The 25478-nt window shown below is 43.0% G+C and carries 23 protein-coding genes; 9 read left to right on the top strand and 14 right to left on the bottom strand.

Features of this window, described 5'->3' with window-relative positions; genetic code table 11:
• Positions 1-208: 208 nt before the first annotated feature.
• Positions 209-1177: a hypothetical protein gene (locus tag QUA44_RS09890; protein ID WP_333250282.1), complete on the top strand. Its 969-nt coding sequence runs from the start codon at positions 209-211 to the stop codon at positions 1175-1177.
• 1177 nt (positions 1178-2354) lie between these two features.
• Here the strand turns inward: QUA44_RS09890 and QUA44_RS09885 are convergent.
• Genes QUA44_RS09885 through QUA44_RS09870 form a run of 4 tightly spaced genes read right to left on the bottom strand, consistent with a single transcriptional unit; the run spans position 2355 to position 3741 of the window.
• Complete coding sequence (locus QUA44_RS09885) at positions 2355-2726, bottom strand: hypothetical protein (protein ID WP_333250285.1); 372 nt, start codon at positions 2724-2726, stop codon at positions 2355-2357.
• A 45-nt stretch (positions 2727-2771) separates the two neighbouring features.
• Positions 2772-3131, bottom strand: coding sequence for a DUF433 domain-containing protein (locus tag QUA44_RS09880; protein WP_333250287.1), 360 nt, complete (start codon positions 3129-3131; stop codon positions 2772-2774).
• 58 nt (positions 3132-3189) lie between these two features.
• The gene (locus QUA44_RS09875) at positions 3190-3549 is read right to left on the bottom strand and encodes a DUF433 domain-containing protein (RefSeq protein WP_333250289.1); all 360 of its coding nucleotides are present in this window, start codon (positions 3547-3549) and stop codon (positions 3190-3192) included.
• 21 nt (positions 3550-3570) lie between these two features.
• Complete coding sequence (locus QUA44_RS09870) at positions 3571-3741, bottom strand: hypothetical protein (protein ID WP_333250291.1); 171 nt, start codon at positions 3739-3741, stop codon at positions 3571-3573.
• 493 nt (positions 3742-4234) lie between these two features.
• Between QUA44_RS09870 and QUA44_RS09865 the strand changes: the two genes are divergently transcribed.
• From QUA44_RS09865 to QUA44_RS09845, 5 genes are all read left to right on the top strand, one after another.
• Positions 4235-4477, top strand: coding sequence for a hypothetical protein (locus QUA44_RS09865; RefSeq protein ID WP_333309658.1), 243 nt, complete (start codon positions 4235-4237; stop codon positions 4475-4477).
• A 535-nt stretch (positions 4478-5012) separates the two neighbouring features.
• Complete coding sequence (locus QUA44_RS09860; protein ID WP_333250295.1) at positions 5013-6302, top strand: ATP-binding protein; 1290 nt, start codon at positions 5013-5015, stop codon at positions 6300-6302.
• A gap of 7 nt (positions 6303-6309) precedes the next feature.
• Positions 6310-6744, top strand: a complete 435-nt coding sequence (locus QUA44_RS09855; protein WP_333250297.1) for a hypothetical protein — start codon at positions 6310-6312, stop codon at positions 6742-6744.
• Between the two features lie 466 nt (positions 6745-7210).
• Positions 7211-9688 (top strand): phosphoketolase family protein, encoded by a 2478-nt coding sequence (locus QUA44_RS09850; RefSeq protein WP_333250299.1) that lies wholly within the window; start codon positions 7211-7213, stop codon positions 9686-9688.
• Between the two features lie 354 nt (positions 9689-10042).
• Positions 10043-10681: a histidine phosphatase family protein gene (locus QUA44_RS09845; protein WP_333250301.1), complete on the top strand. Its 639-nt coding sequence runs from the start codon at positions 10043-10045 to the stop codon at positions 10679-10681.
• Between the two features lie 41 nt (positions 10682-10722).
• On the opposite strand, the gene psaK is transcribed toward QUA44_RS09845, so the two are convergent.
• Positions 10723-11043, bottom strand: coding sequence for a photosystem I reaction center subunit PsaK (gene psaK / locus QUA44_RS09840; protein ID WP_333250303.1), 321 nt, complete (start codon positions 11041-11043; stop codon positions 10723-10725).
• A gap of 210 nt (positions 11044-11253) precedes the next feature.
• Here psaK and QUA44_RS09835 point away from each other — a divergent pair, with 210 nt between their 5' ends.
• The gene (locus QUA44_RS09835) at positions 11254-12465 is read left to right on the top strand and encodes an acetate kinase (RefSeq protein WP_333250305.1); all 1212 of its coding nucleotides are present in this window, start codon (positions 11254-11256) and stop codon (positions 12463-12465) included.
• Between the two features lie 274 nt (positions 12466-12739).
• Here QUA44_RS09835 and QUA44_RS09830 read toward each other — a convergent pair whose 3' ends face one another.
• A complete protein-coding gene (locus QUA44_RS09830) occupies positions 12740-18253 on the bottom strand; it encodes an AAA family ATPase (protein ID WP_333250307.1) in 5514 nt (1837 codons plus the stop codon).
• Positions 18254-19283: 1030 nt separating this feature from the next.
• Here QUA44_RS09830 and bchB point away from each other — a divergent pair.
• A complete protein-coding gene (gene bchB / locus QUA44_RS09825; protein ID WP_333250309.1) occupies positions 19284-20810 on the top strand; it encodes a ferredoxin:protochlorophyllide reductase (ATP-dependent) subunit B in 1527 nt (508 codons plus the stop codon).
• 331 nt (positions 20811-21141) lie between these two features.
• Here bchB and QUA44_RS09820 read toward each other — a convergent pair whose 3' ends face one another.
• The 6 genes from QUA44_RS09820 to QUA44_RS09795 all read right to left on the bottom strand — a co-directional run bounded on the left by QUA44_RS09820 (position 21142) and on the right by QUA44_RS09795 (position 23924).
• Complete coding sequence (locus tag QUA44_RS09820; RefSeq protein WP_333250310.1) at positions 21142-21525, bottom strand: DUF5615 family PIN-like protein; 384 nt, start codon at positions 21523-21525, stop codon at positions 21142-21144.
• Positions 21522-21782, bottom strand: a complete 261-nt coding sequence (locus QUA44_RS09815) for a DUF433 domain-containing protein (RefSeq protein ID WP_333250312.1) — start codon at positions 21780-21782, stop codon at positions 21522-21524. The genes QUA44_RS09820 and QUA44_RS09815 overlap by 4 nt, the downstream gene beginning before the upstream one ends.
• A complete protein-coding gene (locus tag QUA44_RS09810) occupies positions 21779-22081 on the bottom strand; it encodes a hypothetical protein (RefSeq protein ID WP_333250314.1) in 303 nt (100 codons plus the stop codon). The genes QUA44_RS09815 and QUA44_RS09810 overlap by 4 nt, the downstream gene beginning before the upstream one ends.
• Positions 22082-22148: 67 nt before the next feature.
• Complete coding sequence (locus tag QUA44_RS09805; RefSeq protein ID WP_333250316.1) at positions 22149-22766, bottom strand: Uma2 family endonuclease; 618 nt, start codon at positions 22764-22766, stop codon at positions 22149-22151.
• A gap of 185 nt (positions 22767-22951) precedes the next feature.
• Positions 22952-23581 carry a Uma2 family endonuclease gene (locus QUA44_RS09800; RefSeq protein ID WP_333250318.1) on the bottom strand — a complete coding sequence of 210 codons (630 nt, stop codon included), beginning with the start codon at positions 23579-23581 and terminating at the stop codon, positions 22952-22954.
• Between the two features lie 136 nt (positions 23582-23717).
• Positions 23718-23924, bottom strand: coding sequence for a hypothetical protein (locus tag QUA44_RS09795; protein WP_333250327.1), 207 nt, complete (start codon positions 23922-23924; stop codon positions 23718-23720).
• Positions 23925-24105: 181 nt separating this feature from the next.
• On the opposite strand from QUA44_RS09795, the gene QUA44_RS09790 reads away from it, so the two are divergent.
• Positions 24106-24288, top strand: a complete 183-nt coding sequence (locus QUA44_RS09790) for a ribbon-helix-helix domain-containing protein (RefSeq protein ID WP_190659196.1) — start codon at positions 24106-24108, stop codon at positions 24286-24288.
• Between the two features lie 274 nt (positions 24289-24562).
• Here the strand turns inward: QUA44_RS09790 and QUA44_RS09785 are convergent, their stop codons facing one another.
• Together QUA44_RS09785 and QUA44_RS09780 are read right to left on the bottom strand one after the other, a co-directional pair.
• Complete coding sequence (locus QUA44_RS09785; RefSeq protein ID WP_333250320.1) at positions 24563-25150, bottom strand: NACHT C-terminal alpha/beta 1 domain-containing protein; 588 nt, start codon at positions 25148-25150, stop codon at positions 24563-24565.
• Between the two features lie 13 nt (positions 25151-25163).
• Positions 25164-25478 (bottom strand): transposase (locus tag QUA44_RS09780; RefSeq protein WP_333250322.1); only part of this gene is annotated, 315 nt, incomplete at its 5' end.

Below are 25478 nucleotides of genomic sequence, written 5' to 3'. Positions count from 1 at the left end.
GGCTCCAAGTGCGATCGGGTTTCTTTGTTGTTACAATACTGGATAAATTTAGGTTTGTAGTCAGGACTTCAGTTCTTAAAATTGGGTTTGAGTGTAGAATGGCATAAGGTCTATTGAATGCAATTAAGATATAGACGGTGGCGCGGAACGATAGACTCGAATCATTAGAGGTTATCTCAGGTGTTGAGTCCGCATTATGGAGGAAAATATGGTTGGATCAGAATTAAGGCTAGCTACGTTTAAATCTTTGTTGTGTAAAATTAATTTATATGAGAAATCAATTCTACACAATGGTTATGAAAAGCTTGGCACATGTAAGAATAAAAAACGTTTGGATGGTTTACGTAACTCAATCAATGGCGAAGTAAGTCAAATACTAAATGAGCTAAAAACTGAAGGTATCGATCATCCAAGAGAAGATTTTTTATGGGGAGAGCTTATCGTTTGTTTAGAAAATGAAGGGGAATTTAAATCTTTCGTCGTTGAGTTGAAGAAAATCAGTTTAGAGATATTTCAAGAATCTGAGATCCTTAATATAGCTAGTATAGCTAACTTTAATTTTACACGAGAATGGATGTTCCCGACATCAACAGCCGATGTAAGGAGTGACATAACTATTATTAATTCATTTGTGGAAGGCGATTTTTCAAATATCGATGACTTATTCGTCGATAGACTCATGGACAATGAACGTGTAAAGAAAACTTTAAGTGGTTGGCAAAAATGCCCAGAAATATCTAAAAGGCTCCCACTTATTGAAGAGGCGATAGAAGCACATATAGACAAAAAATTTTATCTCAGTGTTTCAGCTTTAATTCCCCAAGTAGAGGGATTATTGAGAGATGCACTACAGATTAGGGATCAGAATATTGACTTTACTTCAATACGCAAAGAGGATATAAGAAGAGCTACTTGTGCTCTAAAAGATTCCTGGAAGTCACATTACGACTTGCCAGAAGCAACATTGCTTCTAGAATCACTACCTGATGCTGTGAGCGATATTTATGAAGAATATGATGCTACAAAATCTGTACCAGGCAAGCTTTATCGTCATGGAGTTTGTCATGGACTTCAGACAGATTTTAATTCTAAGAAAAATTCTATCAGATTAATCTTGCTCCTTGACAGAATCATTTTTTTCTATGTAAGATATCGCACAAACCCACCCTATGCCTGACCGCGCGCTGGTCTAAAATCTCCTCAGCCACCAGAAAGGGGATATGTGCGATCGACTTTCACGACAAAACTGCGGCAATCCAGAACTAGAAAGCGTACTATACCGCAAATCCCCCACACTGGAAAATTTTAATACTTTGCTTGACTAAAACTTGACACAGATCCAAACCATGAATTATATTAGACGTATGGATGCAGCAGACATGATCTAATCATGACATCCCGTTACCCACGAGGGTCAAGGAATTCCGGTAAAGACGTTCTGAATACCAAAATTTATATTTTGGCGAAGGCTCCTTAAGGAGCCTTTGTTATTTTAAGGCTTCGGTAATTCCTTATTCTGCAATAAATTTTTGGCTATGACGAAAAAGCCCACTTTCTTTACTTTACCTATGCCTTCGTATATAGGATAAGCACTGTGTATGTGTAATCTCAGCCTTTTACTTTCTCTAAATGCGGCAAAAGCAACGAAATACTCAACCTCTATACCGTTTGAATCCAAAACTTTAACGATGGCAAATTTTCCAGGGAGCATCTCAGTTTTGCATTTACAGTGCGAGCGTCCCCGCTCGCGTATTGTACAATACGCGAGCGGGGACGCTCGCACAACCATAAAAAAAATGCTTTTTACAAAACTGAGATGCTCCCAATTTTCCATACCCAGCGTGACAAACTAAGGTTTCGTTCTCGCCCAATGACTCGACAATACTCGGTAATTGCGTTGAGAGTTGGTATCTCTCAAAATTAAACGTTCTGGACTCTCTCGGCCCATTATAGATCAATACCTGTGATTCTTTGCTAGAAATATCATCAGAATCTTTAGTAAAACAATGCAAACCATAAGTTACTATAAATTTGTACGTGCTTATATTTTTTTCGTCTCTTTTGTCAAGATACTCAACCCAGCGAGCATTAAGATGCGATAAATCATAAATTTCACCATTAAATATAAAATTTTCCCATGATGTAACTTCTTGGACGGTATTGAACTTCATGCTTATAAAATAGAATTTATGCGATTTATGAATTAGGTATATATTTGCTATTATAGTAGTGCCAACGAGCGATGTGTGAAATTTTGATGATTTTCTTGAGTAGAACTTGACTCGACACAAAAAAACGATTTTGAGCTTGTGCGCGAACTCTGGCTCTAACTTGTTCAGAAATCGCCATTTTGCTTATCTTTTTAATGGTTCCAGCAAGCCGCGCCGCACAGCTTCATTTAAGGCTTGAGCTTGTCGCAATAGTCGAGTTTCATATATGTGGATTAATGCCTGCAATTCCTCGCGTTCTACAGATGCGATCGTACCGGATTGTTGGCGGTCTAGCAATTCACTCAATCTTTGTTCTTGGACTGGTTGCAGCCGGAGTTGAGTCTGAGTGATTACTTCTGAATCAGACAGTGCTGATACTGGTTTAGAAGTTGGCAATAAGAAAATTTCCAGAGTTTCTACTAGAATCTCACTGACGCTGCGGTGGCGTTGCTGCGCTAGCAATTCTGCTTGGTGATAGACTTCATCTGGCAGATTTAGGGTGATTTGGGCGGTCATAGGTGCAAAGCTATGAAACGAATATTTATATTATGCCATATTTTACTAATTGATATTTTCAGGTGTATCTAAGATTTCGTCTGCCTCGTCATTCTCGCGGATAGCTATTTCAATTTCATCTGGGAAAGCGGCCGCGTAAGCCCAGGCATTTGCTAAATCAGTAGCAGTTAGTGTGGGATAGTTCTCTAAGAGTTGGGATTCGTTCATACCCAAGTGGCGAAAACTCACCAACACCCAAACAGGAATCCGAGTCTTTATAATACAAGCATCACCGCCGCAGACACCGGGAGTTTTGCTAATTCCTTGCCAGGTGTTAGCTAAATTTTGGGTTAATAATTGGATAACTTGAGCTTTCTCGCTTGGCGTCAAGGCTAGGAGTTGTGCTTCTAATTCTTGAATTTTCATACAACCTGTTTGATTTATGCAATATGTATGTATTTACTATTGTAGCGCGATCGTAGGTTTACGGGATATTGTCAGGTGTATCTAAGATTTCGTCAGCCTCGTCTTGCAGTCTAATTGCTTCCTCAATTTCGTCAGGATAAGCGACCGCATAAGCCCAAACATTTACTAAATCAGCAGCACTCAGATGGGGATAGCAATCTAGGATAAAAGCATCGGTAGCGCCGTCATTGCGATAGCTTGCGAGTAACCAAACGGGAATGCGAGTATTGTCAATACAAGCATCGCCGCCCATCACAGCGGGAGTTTTTGTAATAGACCGTCCGCTGTTTTTTAGACTCTGAGTTAAGATGCGAATTGCCTCTGCTTTCTCTGCTGGCGTTAAGGCAAGAAGTTGCGCTTCTAATTCTGGGATTGTCATAGAGCTTATTTGATGTATGAATTATGTATGTATTTTATATTGTAGGGCGATCGCCCTATCCCTGACCTCGCGTTGGTCTAAAATATCCTCAGCCAGCAGAAAGGCGATATGCGTGATCGACTTTCCTGCCCGTATAATCCCGCCGTCGTGCCGCAGCGGGCCCAAAAACTCGCAGCAAGTCGAAAAAGTCAACTAAGACGGCGGCGAAGAAAAACAACTGCTAAAAAGACGGCGACTAAGAAAAAACCCCAGTGAAATTAGTTTACTTTTCACTCATCCAGAAACCCGCTTTATTAAAAAAAACCGGGTTTCTTTATTTATAAAATACTAGAAAAACTTGCAAAAATAGGTTTGTAGTAAGGACTTCAGTCCTTAAAATTCTCTTCTCTTACGAATGTGTCATAAACGTCTTCGCGGTTCGATCGCCCGCCCGGATTTTTTTTGAGACATATCAACTCAAACTCTTGTCAAGCCTAGCTTTTGGGCTGGCTTGTCACCAGCCGGCAAAATCAGCCTATTTACTTATTGACAATTGCTCCTCTCTGTTAAATTGTCAGGGATATCACATAAAAGTTAAAAAATGTATCAAAAACAACAGAAAGTACCGAATGTTTTATGTAGGGGTCTACAATTAAGAAACGAAACAAGATTAAGAGGCGCGATCCCTATGGATATGAATATGGATATGAATGAAAACCTCGACTGGGAAGAAGCATTTGAGTACCGAGCGGGCTTGACAGTAGAATTGAAGTCCCAACCAGGGGTTTTGCATACGATCGCTTACTATGAAGTGATGATGGTACCGCCCATCTGGTTAGAAAATGACCCGCGTCCCCGCTATCCTCACGAACTGCTAGTCGTTTCCCACCAGCCAACTGTCTCCAATATTTGCCGGATTTCAGAGTGTCCTGTTTTAGTCGCCTCCTAGGTTTTTTCAGCCGGAAATATCGGCGATGGCATCTAGCCAGCAATCAAACCGATGCAGTGATTTTCGGATTGAGATTGCTTTAATTTAGTTTTTGGCGATCGGCTAAGTAGTCGTAGGGTGCGCCGCCATGAACAACCCCTAACTTGCATATCGACAATCTCACAGATCCGCACCTGTGCCATCCAGAGCCGATGTAAACAAACCCAACACTTATTTTCTAGCCAAACTTTGTAAAAATGGTATTATTTTAGGGTTTCGGTAATTCTTTTCCCTATCAATAACCGGACGTTGGTCTAAAATCTCCTCTGCCACCAGAAAGGCGATATGCGCGATCGACTTTCACGAAAAAACTGCGGTAATCCAAAAGTATATTGGTACAAATGGTATTAATCCATCTTGATATTAATGAGAGTTGTTTGAGGTTTTTCCTAGGGTGACTAATTCGGTTTACTAACACAAAAGTGACAACTTTAACCATAAAAATTAAATTGGTATGTTAAGATGATAGAAGCCCTTAGCATACTTGATTTCAATTATGGCTGAAAAATTAATAATTAGAAACTTTTGTGGTATCCAAAATTTAGAAATTCAAATCAAACGAATAAATATACTTATTGGCCCTCAAGCCAGCGGTAAAAGCGTTTGCGCTAAACTTCTATTTTATTTTAAGAACTTTGTATGGGAAATTTTATCTGTTGTAAATAATGAGCAGACAAAACGCAATCTAGATTCAAATTATTCCAAGACGTTTGAGGAATATTTTCCTCCTGATTGTTGGGGAAAACAAGATTTTTTCATCAGGTATGAAATTTCCAATGTTTTTATAGAAGTTAGTAGAAAACAGGATACCAAAGGTAGAATTTCCCTCAGATATTCAGATTTTTTCAAGAAAGAATTGGCAGACCTACGCAATTTGCTAAAAAAAGGAAGAGAGAAAAGCTCGGAAATAGCTCCTAGTTTTGATATTATTTATAGTTCACTTTTCAGCCAAAAAATTTTAAAAGATCACTTAGTAGAAAGTTTAGGCAGGTCCATTGGTCGAGAGGCAGCCTTCAATCAGCTTTTTATTCCTGCTGGTCGCTCATTTTTCTCTAATCTTCAGAGCAATATTTTTTCTATTCTGTCAAGCAATAATACCTTAGATCCATTTCTAAGATCGTTTGGCTCAACATACGAAGGGATAAAAAATTTGCGTATACAATATAAAATTGATCCTGAAGATAAATATACAAAAGATATACTAGAGGAAATAAACAGGCTCATAGAGCAGTCTTTATGTGGTAAGCATATACAGGAAAAAGGCAAAGATTTTCTGGAGGTGGCAGATGGAAGACGTATTAGTATTGCGAACTCATCTTCCGGTCAACAGGAAACATTGCCTCTGACAATTATGCTAGCTGCACTACCTTTACTAGCTTCCCCTCCTGTCGGTCAGACAGTGTATATTGAGGAGCCGGAAGCGCATTTATTTCCAAGCGCACAGCGTAATATTGTCGAGTTGATCGCTACTGTCTTTAATTGTCGCAAAGAGCAACTTCAATTCTTTATAACTACCCATAGTCCTTATGTCCTGACAGCGCTTAATAATCTGCTCCAGGCTGGGCTTCTTTATGAAGAGTCCAGCGAAGATATACAACATCAACTAGAAAAGATTGTATCTAGATACAAATCATTAGATGTTGACGACATCTCAGCCTATGTTTTGATGAATGGAAAATGCAATAGTATTGTGTGTCCTGATACTGGGTTGATCGATGCGCGAGTCATTGATTCTGTTTCTGATGAACTAGCTATTGAATTCGATCAACTTCTCAACTTAGTTTGAATCGTATATGAAAAGTCTTCCAGAGTGTGAGAAATATAAATCCGACACCAAGATTGTCTTGCAGGAAAAAAAAAGTAAAATAACGTTCCTCAACCCGAATCAAGACGAAATATTAAAAATTAAGGTTGATGGCTGCGTTATTAGTGACAATGAGACTTTGCGTTGCGACTACGCACTCATTCCTTCTGCTGCAGTAGAAATATATGTAGAGTTGAAAGGAAGCGATATTGAACAGGCGGTTAAACAAATAGAATCAACTATTAAATTACTTTCGGAAAATCCCCAAAAGATTAAGAAGCTATGTTTTGTCGTGTCTACACGAGTGCCACAACAGACAACAAGTATACAACAGCTAAAAATTCAGTTTAAGAAAAAATTTAATGCTAGTTTCCGAATCAAGAATATTCAAGATGAGTATGATTTAAGTACCTCCACAAGCTAAGCTAACGAGAACTTTGATATGACGAACATACAAAACTTTAGCAGAAAAGGAGTCAGCGGACAATTCGCCTGCATAAATAAAATTTAATTCACATATAAATCCTTACGAGTTCTACCTTGAGAAGTATCTTTTTGGGGACTTGCACAGCACATCCGGCGACCCGCTGCACATACGTATCAGGTACACAGTGCACCCTCTCCGCAAACTCTTGTGTAAATCCTATTTTATATTACTGAATTCCTTGATCCCCGAAAATCTCCATCTTTCTGCCCTCAGAATTGTGCGATGTTTAGCCAGAAATTAACATTGATTTAAACTTTTATGTAGACATAAACGAGCTAGAATTCAATAGTTTGCGTGGAAGACATGGAGTTTAAATACAAAATGTCACAAATAACAAATTAATATCGATCGCACTTCTAGATCGCACTTTACAAAACAACCAAAACTCAGGAGTCAACAGCCGATGATGCTAGAAACCACCGAGATCCCCCAATTAAAGCCACTTTCCGACTCAGAACTGCACAAAATGAACGCCTACTGGCGGGCCGCAAACTACCTATCCGTCGGACAAATCTATCTCCTCGACAACCCGCTACTCAAAGAACCACTCAAACTCGAACACGTCAAACCGAGACTCCTCGGACATTGGGGCACCACTCCAGGCCTCAACTTCATCTACGTTCACCTCAACCGCATCATTAAAGCCCAAGACATCAACGCCATCTACATCGCAGGCCCAGGACACGGCGGGCCCGGCTTGGTCGCCAACACCTATCTCGAAGGCACTTATAGCGAATATTACTCGAACATTTCTGAAGATGAAGAGGGGATCAGGCGGCTGTTCAAACAGTTCTCATTTCCCGGCGGTATCCCCAGCCACGTCGCGCCGGAAACTCCGGGTTCGATTCACGAAGGCGGCGAACTCGGCTACGCCCTCGTCCACGCCTACGGGGCGGCTTTCGACAATCCAGATTTGATTGTGGCGGCTGTTGTCGGCGACGGGGAGGCAGAAACCGGCCCGTTGGCTGCTAGCTGGCATTCTAACAAGTTTCTCAATCCGATTCGCGACGGGGCCGTGTTGCCGATTTTGCACCTCAATGGCTACAAAATTGCTAATCCGACGGTGTTGGCCCGCATTCCGCAGGAGGAATTGGAAAGTTTGATGGTTGGTTACGGCTACAAACCTTATTGGGTGGAAGGTTCAGACCCGGAAACGATGCACCAGTTGATGGCTGCAACTATGGATGCGGCGATCGGTGAAATTAAGGCGATTCAGGAAAAAGCCCGGACTGAAGGTTGTACCGATCGCCCGCAGTGGCCGATGATTGTGATGAAAACTCCCAAAGGCTGGACTGGGCCCAAGGAGGTTGACGGTAAGAAAACTGAGGGCTCTTGGCGATCGCACCAAGTCCCGTTAGCTGAAATGGCTTCTAAGCCGGGACACGTCCAACTCCTGGAAGATTGGATGAAAAGCTACAAGCCCGAAGAACTCTTTGACGACAAGGGTAAACTGATTGCAGAATTGGCGGAACTTGCACCCAAGGGCGATCGGCGGATGGGGGCAAATCCCCACGCTAACGGCGGCAAGCTGCTGCGAGACTTGAAAATGCCGGAATTTGCAGACTACGCCGTAGACGTGCAGAAACCTGGCACTGAGATGGCAGAAGCAACCCGCGTCTGCGGCCGTTTCCTGCGAGATGTGATGAAACTCAATCAGGAAAACGCGAATTTCCGAGTTGTCGGGCCGGATGAGACAGCCTCAAATCGCCTCGATCCGGTGTTTGAAGTGACGAGTCGGGGGTGGATGGCTCAAACTTTACCGGAAGATGACCACCTCTTCACCCCCGACGGCCGCGTGATGGAAGTCCTCAGCGAACATCTGTGTCAGGGATGGCTGGAAGGCTATTTGCTGACAGGAAGGCACGGATTTTTCTCTTGCTACGAGGCGTTTATTCACATCATTGATTCGATGTTCAACCAACACGCTAAGTGGTTGAAAACTACTAGCGAGATTCCTTGGCGCAGACCGATCGCCTCTTTGAATTATTTGCTGACATCTCACGTTTGGCGGCAAGATCACAACGGTTTTTCTCACCAAGATCCGGGTTTTATCGACCACGTAATTAACAAGAAAGCGGAAGTTGTGCGGATTTATTTGCCGCCTGATGCGAACACTTTGCTGTCAGTAACTGACCACTGTCTCCGCAGCCGCAATTACGTTAATGTGATTATTGCAGGGAAGCAGCCGGCTTTGCAGTATTTGGATATGGATGCTGCGATCAAACACTGTACGACTGGCCTCGGTATTTGGGAGTGGGCTAGCAACGATCGAGGCGGCGAACCGGATGTGGTGATGGCTTGCGCGGGCGATGTTCCGACGCTGGAAACTTTGGCTGCGGTTGATATTCTGCGCCGAGATTATCCCGAGTTAAAAGTGCGGGTGGTAAATGTGGTGGATTTGATGACGCTGCAACCTACTAGCGAACATCCCCACGGTTTGTCCGATCGCGATTTTGATGCTTTGTTCACGAAGGATAAGCCTGTGATTTTTGCTTTTCACGGCTATCCTTGGCTGATTCACCGCTTGACTTACCGCCGGACTAATCACTCGAATATTCACGTTCGCGGTTACAAGGAAGAGGGTACGACTACTACGCCGTTTGATATGGTGGTGATGAACGATCTCGATCGCTTCCATTTAGTTGGTGATGTACTCGATCGCGTTCCGAAACTGAGTTCTGTAGCAGCTTACGGCAAACAGGCTATGCGGGACAAGCTGATCGATCACAGGCATTACATTAGGAAACACGGCGATGATATGCCGGAAATCCGCGATTGGAAGTGGCCTCACGGTGGCGCGGTTTCGTCGGATGCGCCGAAGGAAACTAAAGGTTCGGAGGTGACGGGAGATCAAGGTGTGCGATCAGGTGCACCGGGTTAATAGGTTCGTAGTGAGGACTTTAGTCCTTCTTCCCCTAATTATATGAGGACTTTAGTCCTTCCATTTTTTCCCTAAGTCCTGTTAGAATGAATCATATTAATTCCGGTTGGATCGGAATTATTTAACCGCAGAGAACACAGAGGAAGATTAGAGATAGATATGGGAAAAGTTTGGATTATTATTGATAAGGAGTTTTAAAAACTCTTTTGCTAAGCTGATAAAATTCAAATACAATCAAGATCAAATCCGTAAGTATCGGAATTATTCATCTCTCTCTTCTCTGACTCTGCGCCCTCTGCGCCCTCTGTGGTTAATAAAAAAAAATCCTGTTCACCAATGAAATAAGATATCTATATGAGCTTAAAAATTTACTTTCTGCGACACGGTGAAACAAATTACAGCAAGACGGGCGGCTACTGTGGCGACCTCGACGCAGAATTAACACCGGAAGGTTCTATGATGGCCGAACAATTTGCTGCAACTTACGCAAAATTGCCTTGGAATGCTGTTTATGTCAGTCCCATGAAACGCACAATTGCTACGGCTAAACCTCTTTGCGATGCTGTGGGAATTGAAATGCAACTGCGCGATGGATTGAAGGAAATTAAGTACGGCAAGTGGGAGGGTGAAACAGTTGAATTTGTCCGCGAAAAATATGCTGAAGATTACATTAATTGGTTGACGGAACCGGCTTGGAATCCACCGACTGAGGGGGAAACTTCTGTGCAAATTGCTAGCCGATCGTCCTTAGTGATTGCAGAAATTCAGGAAAAGTACAAAAATGGTAATGTTTTGGTAGTTTCCCACAAGGCGACTATTCGGATTATTCTGTGCAGTTTGTTGGGGATAGATTTGGGAAGTTACCGCAATCGCATTGCCGCTTTAGCAGCTTCTGTGAGTGTTGTCAAGTTTGATGTGCGCGGGCCGATGCTGGAGGTTTTGGGCGATCGCTCTTACATGGATGAAACTCTCCGCAATTTACCCGGTACTTGAGATTGGCGGTAAGGTGCGGGGACGCACCCTACAATCTGAAACTAAAGTGCGCCCAAGTAAGACAATCCTAAAATCGTACCTGTTCCCAGAATATGACCGAAGCAGAGACTTCCGATAAGTGCACCCAAGCTCAAACCGCCCACCAGATTCGCTGAGGGCGCGGCTGGGCCTGTGTGGGGATTTTTGATGGTTAAGCTGCCGAAAGCAATGGCTGCAACATTGCAAATAATCATAATTAAACCGATTTCGGGGCTCCACTCTACGGTTCTGGCGCTAACGGTTAGTAAAATTGTTGGCAACATGGCGATCGCATCCTTAATTTTTAGTGCATCAAAATCTGATGATGAAGATATATCAAACAACAGCAACCCGTGGCTACAGATCGAATTAATTTTTAATAATTTGACATATTCCTTAACAAAGATATAATTAGTGAATAGCTAACAATTAATACGGGTAGCCAGCAACCGGATTTTTTAGCAAAATACACAGGTTCCAACCAGCAGAAAAGGTAAAAATCCTGTTTCTTAGGTCGGAGTGCGTAAGCCCTGAATTACAAATTACAAATTACCATGAAAATCCTAGTTTTAAACGCAGGTTCTAGCAGTCAAAAAAGCTGCTTGTACGAACTAAACGATCAGCTTCCCGATCGCCCGCCACAACCTCTCTGGGAAGCAAAAATAGACTGGACTCACCGCGAAAATGCCGGGGAGTTGCAAGTCAAAACTGCTGCGGGTCATAGGTTTGAGGAAGAATTTACCTCAGATTCTCGCGCCGGGGCGATTTCTCGAATGCTGGAGACTTTGTGGCAGGGGGAAACTCAAGTTATTAATAGTTTAAACGAGATTGATATTGTCGGCCATCGCGTCGTACACGGCGGGGAAAACTATCAGCAAAGTAGGCTGATTTCGCCGGAAGTAAAACAGGAAATTGACCGTTTATCTGAGTTTGCTCCCGTCCACAATCCGGTTAATTTGGAAGGCATCGAAGCAATTGAAAAAATACTGGGAAATGTGCCGCAAGTTGCAGTTTTTGATACGGCTTTTCACGCCCAATTGCCGCCCGCTGCGTTTGTTTATCCTGGGCCCTACGAATGGCTGGAAGAGGGGATTCGCCGCTACGGTTTTCACGGCATTAGCCATCAATATTGCACTCGCAGGGCTGCTGAAATTCTCAACCCCGATTCGGCGGATTTGCGGCTGATTAGCTGTCATTTGGGCAACGGGTGCTCTCTGGCGGCGGTTCTCGGTGGTCGGAGTGTTGATACTACGATGGGTTTTACTCCTTTGGATGGTTTGATGATGGGAAGTCGATCGGGGGCGATCGATCCTGGTATCATAATTCATCTGTTAAGGCGATCGCACTTGACTGCTGAGGAACTAGATAATATTCTGAATCGGAATTCTGGTTTAAAAGGAATTTCCGGGGTTTCTAGCGATATGCGGCAAATTTTGGCAGCCATTAAAGATGGCAATTCTCGCGCTCAACTTGCTTTGGATATTTACGTGCACCGTTTGCGGGCTGGTATCGGGGCGATGTTGGCGAGTTTGGGCGGGTTGGATGCTTTGATTTTCACTGCGGGTGTTGGGGAAAATTCTGCTGTTGTGCGGGCTGCCGCCTGCGAAGCTTTTGGATTTATCGGGTTAAAATTGGATGGTGATAAAAATCAACAGTCGCTGATCGATCAAGATATTGCGGCAGTGGATTCAGCGGTGAGAATTTTGGTAATTCACACGCAGGAGGATTGGGAAATTGTGCGAGAATGCTGGAAACTTTATCACTAACTTATTTGATGAATTCCTTCAACAGCGATGCCCACTCAGCTTCGCAGAAGGTCAACAATCACGAACAGCGCCACCGAAATAGATCTAATTCATCTGCGTTAATCTGTGTTAATCTGCCCTCATCTGCGGTCAAAAAAGAGAATGTATTAACCGCAGATGACAATGGATTGACTCTGATTCACGCAGATAAAGAGAGGTAGAGACGTTTATTCTTCCATTTTCCCAGAAACATCATTACTCTTTCAGCCATGCTGTGGGTTGATGGTGGCGCCGGTTACAAAACTTGCCTGGGGGCGATCGGAATTTCAATAATAAACTCGCTCCCCTCTCCGGGTGCAGAAACGCAAGTCAATTTTCCGCCATGAGAACTGACAACAATCGAGTGAGAAATAGACAATCCTAAACCCGTTCCCGAACCCACGGGCTTAGTTGTAAAAAATGGATCGAATATCTTGTGCAGCACCTCAGTGCTCATCCCTGGCCCGCTGTCAGCAATTTTAATTATCGCTGAATTCCTGTCAGTCACCTCTGTAGAAATTGTAATCGTAGGCTGTTGATGAGAGTTTTCCGGGCAATCTCTTGCTACGAGGAGAGCATCGATCGCATTTGTCAAAATATTCATAAATACCTGATTCAACTGAGACGCATAACAAGTAATTAGTGGTAGCGTGCTGTAATTTTTAATCACCTCAATTCCCAAACGCCCGCCCTCTTTTCTCAGGCGCGGTTGCAGCAACATCACCGTACTGTCGATGCCTTGATGAATATCTACCGACTTCATTTGCGCTTCGTCGAGGCGCGAGAAATTCCGCAAGCTTAGCACAATATCCCGGATTCTTTCCGCTCCTACTTTCATGGAATCCAGCAGCTTTTGCAAATCCTCGCTCAAAAATTCCAGCTCAATTGTTTCTATTTCTTCTAGAATTTCATCAGCCGGTTCTGGATAGTGCTGCTGGTAAAGCTCAATCAATTTTAGCAAGTCTTTAACGTATTCGCTAGCCGGATTAAGATTGCCGTAGATAAAACTTACAGGATTATTAATTTCGTGAGCTACACCAGCGACCATTTGCCCCAAACTAGACATTTTTTCCGTTTGAATTAATTGAGCTTGAGTTAGTTTAAGTTCGCGCAAAGTTTGTTCTAAACGCTCGTTCTTTTCATTTAACTCCTGCGTCCGTTCTTGTACTTTCTGTTCCACAGAATTGTAAAGCAAAGCATTTTCCAAAGAAATAGCCACTTGGGAAGAAAGCAACCTTAAAACTTCCAATCTGTGGGGAGTAAATGCTCCGACAGTCAAATTGTTTTCTAAATAAAGAATGCCGATCAGTTTGCCTTGATTGATTATTGGAGTACACAAAATAGATTGCAGTTGGTGTTTAGCAATGTAAGGATCGGCTGTGAATAATCCCTCAGCCGCCGCATTGCTCAACACCAAATCCGAGCGAGTCCTTTCCACGTAATTAATCACCGTCACAGGTAAATCATGATAGTCTCCAACAGGCGTAAATTGCAGCACAGCTACATCTTCAGCAAATACTGACGCTTTAGCTGAAATCAACAGTTTACCATCTCTAACTAAAATCAGAAAACCTAATTGAGCACCCGCATTTTCTAAGGAGATTCTCATCAAAGAAGCCAGCAACTTATCGAGGACAATTTCGCTAGAAATCGCCAGAGATGCTTTCATTACCGTTGCCAAATCCAGCACTCTCGCATCGCTGCCAGTAGAAGTATGAATAGTTGTGGTAGTTTGATTGTTGTTAAAACTTCCGTTGAGCGGCGTCATTTCCCGCAACTGCGGATACTTCTGTTCTAAATCTTCTACTTTGCGAACTGCACCCCAGCGCAAGTAGCAGGAGTGAGCTTCGCGCAAGTGGATTTTGGCATATTGATACTTGCCTTTACTCAACCAAAACTTAGCTGCTAGTTCATTAGCTAGCGCTTCATTTTGAACAAACTCATTGTCTTGGGCTAAATTTATAGAGAAATCGTACAATTCTACAGCTTCTGAATCTTTCTTGGAAATTCTGGCTATTTCTGCTTGTACTAAAAGATACTTGTGCAGAAAATTTTCGGCACAGTTGTCTGCCCAAATTTTCATCTGTTTTTGGTTTTCCTCTAACTTTTCCAAGTATTCCTTTTGCTTCTCTTCTGAAACATTTGGGAAAACCGCGGCTAAAGTTAGAGAAAAGAAAAAATTCCATTCGGTAGCGGGTATCGCTCCGGTAATAAAAGATAGCTGTTTTTCTACTTCAAAAGCTAGTTGTAGCGCTTCATTGAAGTTGCCGTACCAGTACATTACCTGGCATTTGCGAATCTGATAAAGGCAGAGCGAGTACAAATTTTGATGAGCTTGACAGTTGTGTACGTATTCAGCTTCGCTGATATCTTCGCTTTCAAATACAAACTTTTCAGGAGTTAGTTTGCTCAAGTTACGCAGGATTAACTCTACCCCTAATAATATATCGGTTACGAGCTGATTTTTGGTTTTTTGGCTGAACTGCAAATATCTGCTCGTGTCGGCCAGAATTTGCGAGATTTCTTTACCTTGAAAAAATGAGTTAGCTATGCGGTTGGACAGGATATAACCCGCATACTCTAAATCTCCTGATTCTAAAGCTGCTTGATATCCTTCATTGCTGATAGCGTGGGAATCTTTGATGTGATTGAACCAGTAATAAAAAATACTTACCAGGGATGAACAAGCTCTGCACTTCAAGCCGATATTGCCAGATTTTTCGCTGAGATTCAGCGATAGCAAGCCGAATTGATACGCAGCTTTGTAATCTCCCGAAACTGCGTTTAAGAACATACCGTAGCCAGCATAGCAAAGAGAGGCTTCGGGTACTAAACCGTATTGTAGAGAAAGATTGACTCCTTTTAAAACGCTGACTTTCCACAAGTCGGGATTTTTGAGGTACGCCGATGTGAGCAAGTTTGTAATTAATTTGACTGCAACTTTTTTGTCGGGTACAGTCATTTCGGGGGCGTCAATCAGGGAAGCTATTTCTCTACCTGCTAAAATATTTGTGGCTGCTGCAAACTCTTCGGATATGACTTTTTGCAGCCCGTCTAGTGGCAAGTCAATTCCAAGCAAGTCCAAAGCTTTGATTCCTGCTTTAACGGCTTCTTCGTACTTCGCCCGCAGGGTATACTGTACGATCAGCAGGTTGTAAATTTCTACCTTTTCTAAGGGCGATCGCGCTTTTTCCAGAGTTATATTAATAAATTCTTCAGACTTCTCGAAATAACCGTTTAAATACTCAACATTTGCCCGCTCCATGTGCAAGGCAAAGGCTAAATCGTAGTGGGCATCCCAAATATCAGCGCTCAAACCGTCCATGCCTGCGGTCAAATACTGCAAGGCAGCAACATAAGCAGTGGCATCTTTGGCTCTGCGGGCGGCGTCTAAATTCAGCGTTGCCAGTTCAATTAATTCTCGATCGTCTTTAATTAGTGATCGAGCCACATTCAAGTGATCGACTAATTCAAAAATTCTGTCAGCGCGATATTCAGCCGGGGTGTTTTCTAGGATTTGCCTGCCTATTTTCAGGTGAACTGCCTTTTTTTGCGAGTCGTCGATCAGAGCGTAAGCTGCTTGCTGTACGCGATCGTGCAAAAATTTATAATTCAGAATTAATAGCGGAAACAGCACGTAATCTAATGACTTGCTTTCCAATTCCGAAGTTGGCAGAATCAGTCCAGACTTAATCGCTGGCAACAGGTGAGAAAAAGTTTCCGAGGCTTCTTTTTCATGAATTAAAGAAAGAGTATTCAAGTCAAATTCGTTGCCCAAACAAGCCACTAAACGCAAAACTTGCTGCGTTGAGCTTGGCAGTTTTCTCAATTTTTGTACCATCAAATCTACTACATTGTCAGTGATAGCGCACTGCTCAATTTGAGTCATATCCCAATGCCAGCCGCCCTTGCTCCCCGACTGTGGCGGGTGAAAAACTAGCAAGTTTTCCTGATACAATGTTTGCAGGAATTGATTAACAAAAAAAGGATTGCCGTCGGTTTTATTGATTACCAATTCAGCTAACGGTTTGACAGATTCTCGATCGCTGTGCAAAGTTTCCGCAATCAAATGAGTTATGTTTTCCACCCCCAGCGGCGACAAAGCAATCTGATTAATGATAGCTTCCTGATTTCGCAGCGTCTCCAAAGTCATCATTAAAGGATGAGTAGGACTCACTTCATTATCTCGATAAGCACCAATTAAAAACAGATATTGCGTAGCTTCATCTGTCATCATCAATTCGATCAGCTTGAGAGTAGCCGAATCAGCCCACTGCAAATCGTCGAGAAAAATGACCAGCGGATGTTCTGGCTGGCAAAATACGCGAATGAAATTTTGAAATACTAAATTAAAGCGGTTCAGAGATTCCGTCGGCCCCAATTCAGCTACAGGAGACTGAGCTCCGACAATTAGTTCAACTTCGGGAATGACATCAATAATAATTTGCCCGTTTTGCCCAAAAGAAGTGCGGAGTTTTTCGCGCCAAACTGCTAATTGAGCCTCGCTTTCAGTTAACAGTTGCCGCACCAATTCCGAAAAAGCGCTGACAACGGCCGAGTAAGGAATAGTCCGCTTGTACTGGTCAAACTTTCCCCAAATAAAATATCCACGCCGGCGGGTAATCGGTTTGTCTAAAATCTTCACCATTGCAGATTTGCCAATACCGGAATAACCGGCAATCAGCATCATCTCGCTGCGGGATTTATGCTGTCCTCTAGCCAGCACTGACAAGGGAATTTCTTTTTTCGATTTGCTCTCTTTTTTGATGACAGAAATTTGAGAGTCGTCGATGCGGTAGCCTCGATTATTTGTTGCTGCCACCCGTTCAAATGCCGCTAAAAGAGTTTCAACTTCTCGCTGTCTACCGTAAAGTTTTTGAGGTATTTGAAATTTGTCGGAAATATCTTGGCTGCCGAGAGTAAACTCAGAAACAACCCCAGATGTTTGCCACTGAAACAGGCAGGATTCCAAATCGGCTTTTAGCCCCCAAGCACTTTGATAGCGCTCCTCAGCGGTTTTTGCTAACAATTTCATCACAATATCTGAAACAGCTTGAGGAATTTCTGGGGCAATTTCAGCGAGAGGTACTGGCTGTTTGGCTATGTGACAGTGAACTAACTCCATGGGATCTGTAGTGGGAAAAGGGAGTTGTCCTGCCAGGATTTCATAAAAGGTCACGCCGAGGGAATAAAAGTCGGTGCGGTAATCGATTACCCGGTTCATTCTGCCGGTTTGTTCGGGCGACATATAGGCTAAAGTGCCTTCTAAAAAATTGGGATTTTTATTTGGAATATTTTCCAGGTTGGATGCTGTTGAAATGCTGAAATCTATGAGTTTAACTTGTCCTGTAGCTGGATTAAAAACTATATTAGAGGGATTTATATCTTTATGAATTACATTTTTTCCATGAATTTCGCCCAAAGTTTCCGCAACTTTGATGGCAGTAGTCAGAAATCCTAAAATGGTAAATTTTTGAGAACCCATAAATATTTTTAAAGATTCCCCGCCAAAATCTTCTAAAATCATTGCCAGACTATTTCTAACCTGTTGCAACTTATACACTTTCACAACTCCGTCCAACAGGCTTAAGTTGGCAGTGATCTCATATTCGCGCTTGTATCTATTCAGTTCTTCAGGAGTCGGATAGTCTTCTTTGATAAGTTTGATAATAACAGGTTGGTTGTTCTGCTCGTTGTGGCCGCGGTAAACCAGGGAAGTGCTGCTTTCATAAATGAGAGCGAGAACTGCAACGCCGGGAATTGCCATCATAGTTGGGTTCTCTCAAATTAGGTGTGCTTGGTCAATGTTACAGGACTGACGCGCGGCGGGCGAGAAACCGGGTTTCTTCGTTGCTAGTCGTTGACAAACCCAAGATTTTATCGTGTAAATCGGGTTTCTTTTCGTAAATCCTATGTTATTCTTCATTATCGCTCAAGAGCTATCTTTTGGGATGTGTGGGAAAGCAGGCCTTGACAGGAAAGAGCTACTGCTGACAAAAGCACGCTGGGGCTTTCGTCAGCAGTTAGGCAAACAAGATCACAAATACAGGATTTGTGCAAGGATTTACTCTAATGCTCGATCGCCATGCTGGCAACTAAATCATCTCAGATTCCCAGCCATCGCTGGACTTTAGTGGAGCGTCACCACATCTCGTGAAAATACGCAAGTGCTGAAAGATTTATTTTTTCCGGTGATCTGGCACTAATTTGGGGTGCTTTAAAAAAACCGGCCGGTGCAAATCTTAACTATAATTCGCGACCGAGGCGCGGAGGGAGTTAAGTGTTGCTTCGGAAGCTGCAATTTCCTGGAGTTCTATCTATTTTGACCGATCGATTAACCTGCATCACAGGGGATTTAAGCCCCCACCTTTAGGTGGATTGTTTTTAGGCAGGGGCTTAAATCCCCTGCCTAAAAACTTCGCACTCCGAAGTCAACTGTCAACTGTCAACTGTTAAAATACTAACTGACCGTTTGACTAGAGTAAATTTGACAAAAAATGCAGAATTATTGCACCTTGTCTGGTGCGCGGCAGCGAACCCTACATTAATCAAATTTGCCTAACTCTTAAGAAAATTTGAGGAAAGATTAAGAATTATTGCCATAAAACCAAGGTAAAGTTGTTTGAATTGCGACTCAAATGCCAAGCAGACAAAGCGTTTGAGCCTTTTCCAAATCTGTAAATCCTCAGAAAGTTAGTATTTCTCAAGGATTCATCCGGTGAGAAAATCAGAAACAACCTTAAAATTTAGCAGTAATCGCCCGATCGGGCAAATCTCAACCAACACCAGGAAAAATACCTATGAAATTGGCTTATTGGATGTACGCAGGCCCAGCCCACATCGGCACTTTGCGCGTGGCCACTTCCTTCAAAAACGTCCACGCCATCATGCACGCACCGATTGGAGACGACTATTTTAACGTCATGCGTTCCATGCTGGAGAGGGAACGGGATTTCACCCCGGTAACTACCAGCGTCGTTGACAGACACGTACTGGCGCGGGGTTCGCAGGAACGGGTGGTGGACAATATCACCCGCAAAGACAGAGAAGAGCACCCAGATTTGATCGTGTTGACTCCGACTTGCACCTCCAGCATTCTACAAGAAGACTTGGAAAACTTCGTGGAGCGAGCTCAATTGGATGCTAAGGGCGATGTATTGCTGGCGGATGTCAACCATTACCGCGTCAACGAATTGCAAGCTGCCGATCGCACTTTAGATCAAATCGTCCAATTTTACATTAACAAAGCCCGCAAAAAAGGCGATTTAGTAGAAGCCAAAAGCGAAAAACCATCTGTCAACATTATCGGGATGTCTACGCTGGGTTTTCACAACCAGCACGACTGCACTGAGTTGAAGCGTTTGATGGCAGATTTGGGAATTGAAGTCAACGAAGTTATTCCCGAAGGTGCTTCGGTTCACAACTTAAAAAGACTGCCGCGGGCTTGGTTTAACCTTGTTCCTTATCGAGAATTGGGGATGGCAGCCGGGGAGTATTTGCAAAAGGAATTTGGCACGCCGATGGTGGATATTACGCCGATGGGTGTGGTAGAAACTGCGCGTTGTATTCGTAAAATTCAGCAAGTTTTGAACGCTCAAGGTGCTGATGTTGATTATGAAGCTTTTATCGACGAACAAACGCGGTTTGTGTCCCAGGCTGCTTGGTTCTCAAGGTCGATCGACTGCCAAAACTTAACCGGCAAAAAAGCGGTCGTATTTGGCGATAATACCCACGCTGCGGCGATGACGAAGATTTTGGCACGCGAGATGGGAATCCACGTTGTGTGGGCTGGAACCTACTGCAAACACGATGCTGATTGGTTCCGGGAAGAGGTAAAAGGGTATTGTGATGAAGTGCTGGTGACGGAGGATCACGGGGCGATCGGAGATGCGATCGCCAAGGCGGAACCTTCCGCGATTTTCGGCACGCAGATGGAACGCCACGTGGGTAAAAGGCTTGATATTCCGTGCGGTGTGATTGCTGCGCCGATTCACGTTCAAAATTTCCCGATCGGCTACAAACCATTTTTGGGTTATGAAGGTACGAATCAGTGCGTAGATTTGGTCTACAATTCCTTTACTTTGGGAATGGAAGACCACTTGCTGGAAATCTTCGGCGGCCACGATACTAAGGAAGTAATTACCAAGGGTATTTCGGCAGATTCTGATATGAATTGGACGAAGGATGGACAGGCGGAGTTGAATAAAATTCCTGGTTTCGTGCGCGGTAAGGTGAAGCGAAATACTGAGAAATTCGCCCGCGAACGAGGTATTGCTTTAATTAATGCTGAGGTGTTGTACGCGGCCAAGGAATCTGTCGGCGCGTAGTTAGTTTGGTGAGGGCGTCTGTTGTGGATGCCCTTGCCGATATAAAATCTTGGACAGATCTCTTTCAACCCTTAATTTTGGAATTACTTCAGTGATTTTGAGAAGGAAGATTATTTCAGCATTAATTGCAATTGTTCTTATTAGCGGAACCGTTTATCTTGGCATTCAGTCGGGAAAAGATAATCGTTTTGTAATTTGATTCGGTATTGCCTCTGCTATTGCCGCCCCCGTTGGTCTCAACTTATTTAGTTACGAAAAAGGTTTAGCTGTACGGATGTATCCAATAAAAAGTTGATTCTTGAATAAATTTATCCATTATTTCTGCCCGCATTTACTCAGATTCATCTTCCGATATTGCTTGATATTCCAAAAGCTGTTCCCCTCGGATAATCCACAATTTACCCGCAACTTCTGCGGCATCCAATCCGCGAATTAATATTTCTACTGCCGCTTGCAAATCTTGCGGTTTCGATTGAGAAGGCAGACGCAGTAACACAATCCCAGAATAATCAGAAGGATTGTAGCGGAGGCGATTGCCAAACCCCCTATCCAAAGTCACCAAACATCTATCTTCCCTCCGACATATATCAATTAATAATTCATCCGGTGTTGAACTCAAATTTTGTTCCCGTACAGTCGCAACATCATGGCCAGCCAAACGTAACATCGAAACAACGCGGATGCTGCCCAAATTTTCATCAAGTTTTAACTTCACTTTAAAACTACCTTTTTTTCACCCAGATGAATTTCGACATAATAATCTCTTGCCAACTCAGCCCCATAAGCAATGCAAGCCAAAACATCTTCTCGTTCAATTCCCGGATATTCCTCAAGCAATTCTTCCAAAGTCATGCCGCTAGCGAGAAAGTCAAGAATCAGAGAAACCCAGATGCGATGGCCGCGAATACAGGGTTTGCCAAAGCAGATATTCGAGTCGATTGAGATGCGAGACAGTAAATTATTTTGAGTCATGTCTTTTCAATTAGATATTTTCCATTTTCTGGCAGATCGTAAATAATTGTATCCCAATTAATCAGTTCTTGATTTTTTATTGATGATGCTTTGACGACTAAGACTCCACCAACATAATGAACCTCGCACTCTTCATCCATATTTGCTGGTTGATTGTTGCCAGTTTCATCTGGCGGCGAAGCTACTTCCTGCTGTCTCCGCTGCCATAACAGGAAATCAGCAAAGTTGAGGATTTCTTGCAGTTCTATTTCAGAGAAATTTTTCAGTTTTTCAACAAGTTTTTCTTTGAGAGGTATCACGGCTATTTTTTTCCTTGCTTAACACGACCGCTAGATTCAGTTTAACACGAGGCAACTGAGATCGCCCTCACACCTCATTCTGATTATTCTCTTTTTCAACTTCCTCAAAATTGACTTTCTTATAAATAGCCGATAGAGGAACTTCAACCTCGAAGGAATTAAACACTAATGCGGTATCTTCCTCATCATACTCGGAATACAACCATCTTTTATTCTCGGTTTTAGAATACTGCTCAACATTAATTTGTGTTTGGTCAATCAGAATGTATTCTCGAAAACTAGGAATAGTTTTGTACAATTTAAACTTGTCACCTCGATCGTAATTTTTAGTAGACTTTGATAAAACTTCCACAATCACTTGAGGATTAGTAATCATGTCTGTGCGATTGTTGTGGTACTCAGGTTCCCCAAAAATTACCATTACATCGGGATAAGTGTAAAGTCGCACTTTTGGAACCCACAGACGCACGTCACCGATGAAGACATCATACTCTTGTTCTGGAAGAGCCAAATTTAAAGCAATGTAAACGTTTCCTGCGAGCCGATTGTGATTTGTAGATCCGCCTGTCATAGGAATAATTTTTCCGTCGAGATATTCGTTTTTGTCTTCGGCTGTTTCTTCCAGTGCTAAATATTGCTCCTCTGTGAAGTAACGTTGCTCGGTTGTTGGCAAAGTGGTTGTCATGAAGATATTCTCCCACAAGGATGTTGAACAAATACTTTTTTTGAGTACGCGCGGCGAAGCTATCCCGTAGGGAATCGCTCTTTTAAATAATAACCCAAATTCCATACAATCGGTATAGAGAGCCGATCGCCCGCCAGAAACATTGCTAAAATAAAATTAGTCGATCGCACTTTCAGACAACAGTCTTATTCTTCCGCACTCTCTTCTGGCTCATTTTCCGCCTCAAAATCAACCTTCTCGTACATATCTGCCAGCGGCACTTCAACTTGAAAAAAATTAAAAACTAGCGCTGTATCCTCTTCATCGTACTGACTGTACGACCATCGCTTGTTTGCCAACTTACAATAATGTTCTATATAAACTCGCGATTGGTCAATTAGAATATACTCTTGAAAGGTCGGCAGCGTTTGATAAAACTGAAACTTATCGCTGCGATCGTAACTTTTGGTAGATTTTGATAAAACTTCAATAATAACTTGAGGATTTATTACCGTATCTTTGCGATTGTTGTAATACTCAGGTTTCCCTAAAATTACCATCACATCGGGATAAGTATAAAATCGCTTTTTCGGCATCCACAGGCGCACGTCACCCATGAAAACATTATAATCAAGTCCCTTAAGAGCAAGACGTAATGCTATACTCATATTCAGGGAAATGTGATTGTGATTTGTACTTGCACCTGTCATGGGAATAATTACTCCGTCGCAATATTCACTTTTGTACTCTGCTGTTTCTTCCAGAGCTAGATATTCTTCTGGAGTAAAGTATCGCTGTGATGTTGGCTGTTCTGTTACTTGTAGAGTAGCTGTCACGGTTTTTTCCCAATTCAATTCATATCTTGCGTCCAGTCTAACATTGCCCAAAAATGCGATCGCCCGAATCAAACATTCGGGCGATTAAGAGCCCGATAGCTTCGCCGCGCGTACTTTCAGAGAGTCGCAACCAAAATTAATCGATCGGATCGAAAACAAGAGTCAATCGAGCACTGGGAAGCAGTTGTTTGAGAACTCGCAAGTGACCCTCTGCATCTGACCAACTGCGAAAGCGACCCACAACGACCCTTTGCAGATTCGGAAGCAAACGAACAACGATCCACGGTTTGAGACGTTTTTCATACCGCATAATAGATGTATCTCCTTTGTTAATTGGAGCCATAGCCAGTCCTTGCTTTCCACGGCCCGGGGCTGGCTTTTGACTGATCCGGAGTCGGATTAGAGGAATTGTAACATAATAAGCCCAAATTTGTGTCACTACATTTTTAAGACCAGAGTAACAACACGATCGAGAGCCTAAGCTTGTACCATTAAAAGCGTTAGTCAACAAACCAACTTTTACATTGAGCAAGCGCGTTCACGTCACGTTTCCTGATTACGTATATGAAGCTTTAGATCGATGGGCTGATAAACAAGGCAGATCCACAGCTAACCTGATAGCCTTTCTCGTGGAAACGGCTTTATTGGAAGCCCAACAAAGGGGAGAAGTACCCTCTGGGCCAGAAAAACCCAAAAGCGAGACTTAAAAAGTTCCGTCGTGGTTTACGGGTGCGTATCACCCGATCGCACTTATAGTTCAATACGGTTCACTTAACACTATTTATGCCCCGGAGATCCCCCTAAATCCCCCTTAAGAAGGGGGACTTTGAGGGCATTCTTGTCCCCCCCTTTTTAAGGGGGGTTAGGGGGGATCTGTCTTAAGTGAACCGTATTGCAATATAAACAAACCAACACAAATTTTGTACTAAAATTCTGTAAAAATGGTATTAAAATCCAACTATATCAGATGAGCAAAATCGATCAACTTTCCCATACAATTTGGCAAATCCACCGCACAATCGCTCCAATCAAATCCGATTGACTGGGTGAAAAAGCTGTCAGCGAATGCGCGTTATTCTCGCTAACAATAGCAATATTGCCGTCAAACTTGCTTAAATCGTTGACAAATGTCTCGCTAAATCCTGTCGCCTCTTCCCCCCGCGAGTTGTAGAATACTAAGATGAAAGATTTCTCGCTATCCATCAGCAGCAAATCCCAATAAGTTTGTAAATCTGCCATTGTTTTCGGTGTGCCATCCTCACTTTTGGGACAGCCTTGTTTCAGCATTTCGGTGTAAATCTTGGCGGCGGGGTTGTCGGGGTTGATGAATTTTTTGCTGTCGATGCACAAAAGTTGGATTTGATTGGATAATTCGGCTTGATTATTGATTTCTCTGGCAATGTCTTGGGAGAAAGTTTGCCAATCGGGAACTTCAGGATGGGGTGTGGTGGTTGGATGGTGCCATGCGTCATAGAAGGTGCGGTAAGGGAGATTTTGGGCACAGTGCCAGATGACTTGGTAGGAATTGTTGTAAGTAGGTAGGCGGGAAAAAACATATCTATGTAACAAAACATTAAGTTACCTAATTGGAGTTAAACTTAAGACGTTGTGTAGTGTAGTTTCCCCTTTGTCCTCTAACTTCTACTCCATGAATTACGGCGTAGGCGAGTTCTAACTCATCATCAAACATTTGTCCTGCCAATTCATCTTTTTTAATGTGTTGCCACTCCAATTCAATGGGGTTCATTTCCGAACAATACTTGGGCAAAAAGAAGATATATAAACCTTGATTTTCCCAATGCGGCCATAACTCTTGGACTTCTTTACATCGGTGTATTGGGCCGTTGTCTTGTACGATTACTCTCCGTCGTCCAATCTCCGCAGCTTCCTGGGCTTC

It is taken from the genome of Microcoleus sp. N9_A2, assembly GCF_036701775.1.
GTDB lineage: Bacteria > Cyanobacteriota > Cyanobacteriia > Cyanobacteriales > Microcoleaceae > Microcoleus.
The sequence above is the reverse complement of the archived record's forward strand: the minus strand, read 5'-3'. Positions and strand labels throughout refer to the sequence as shown.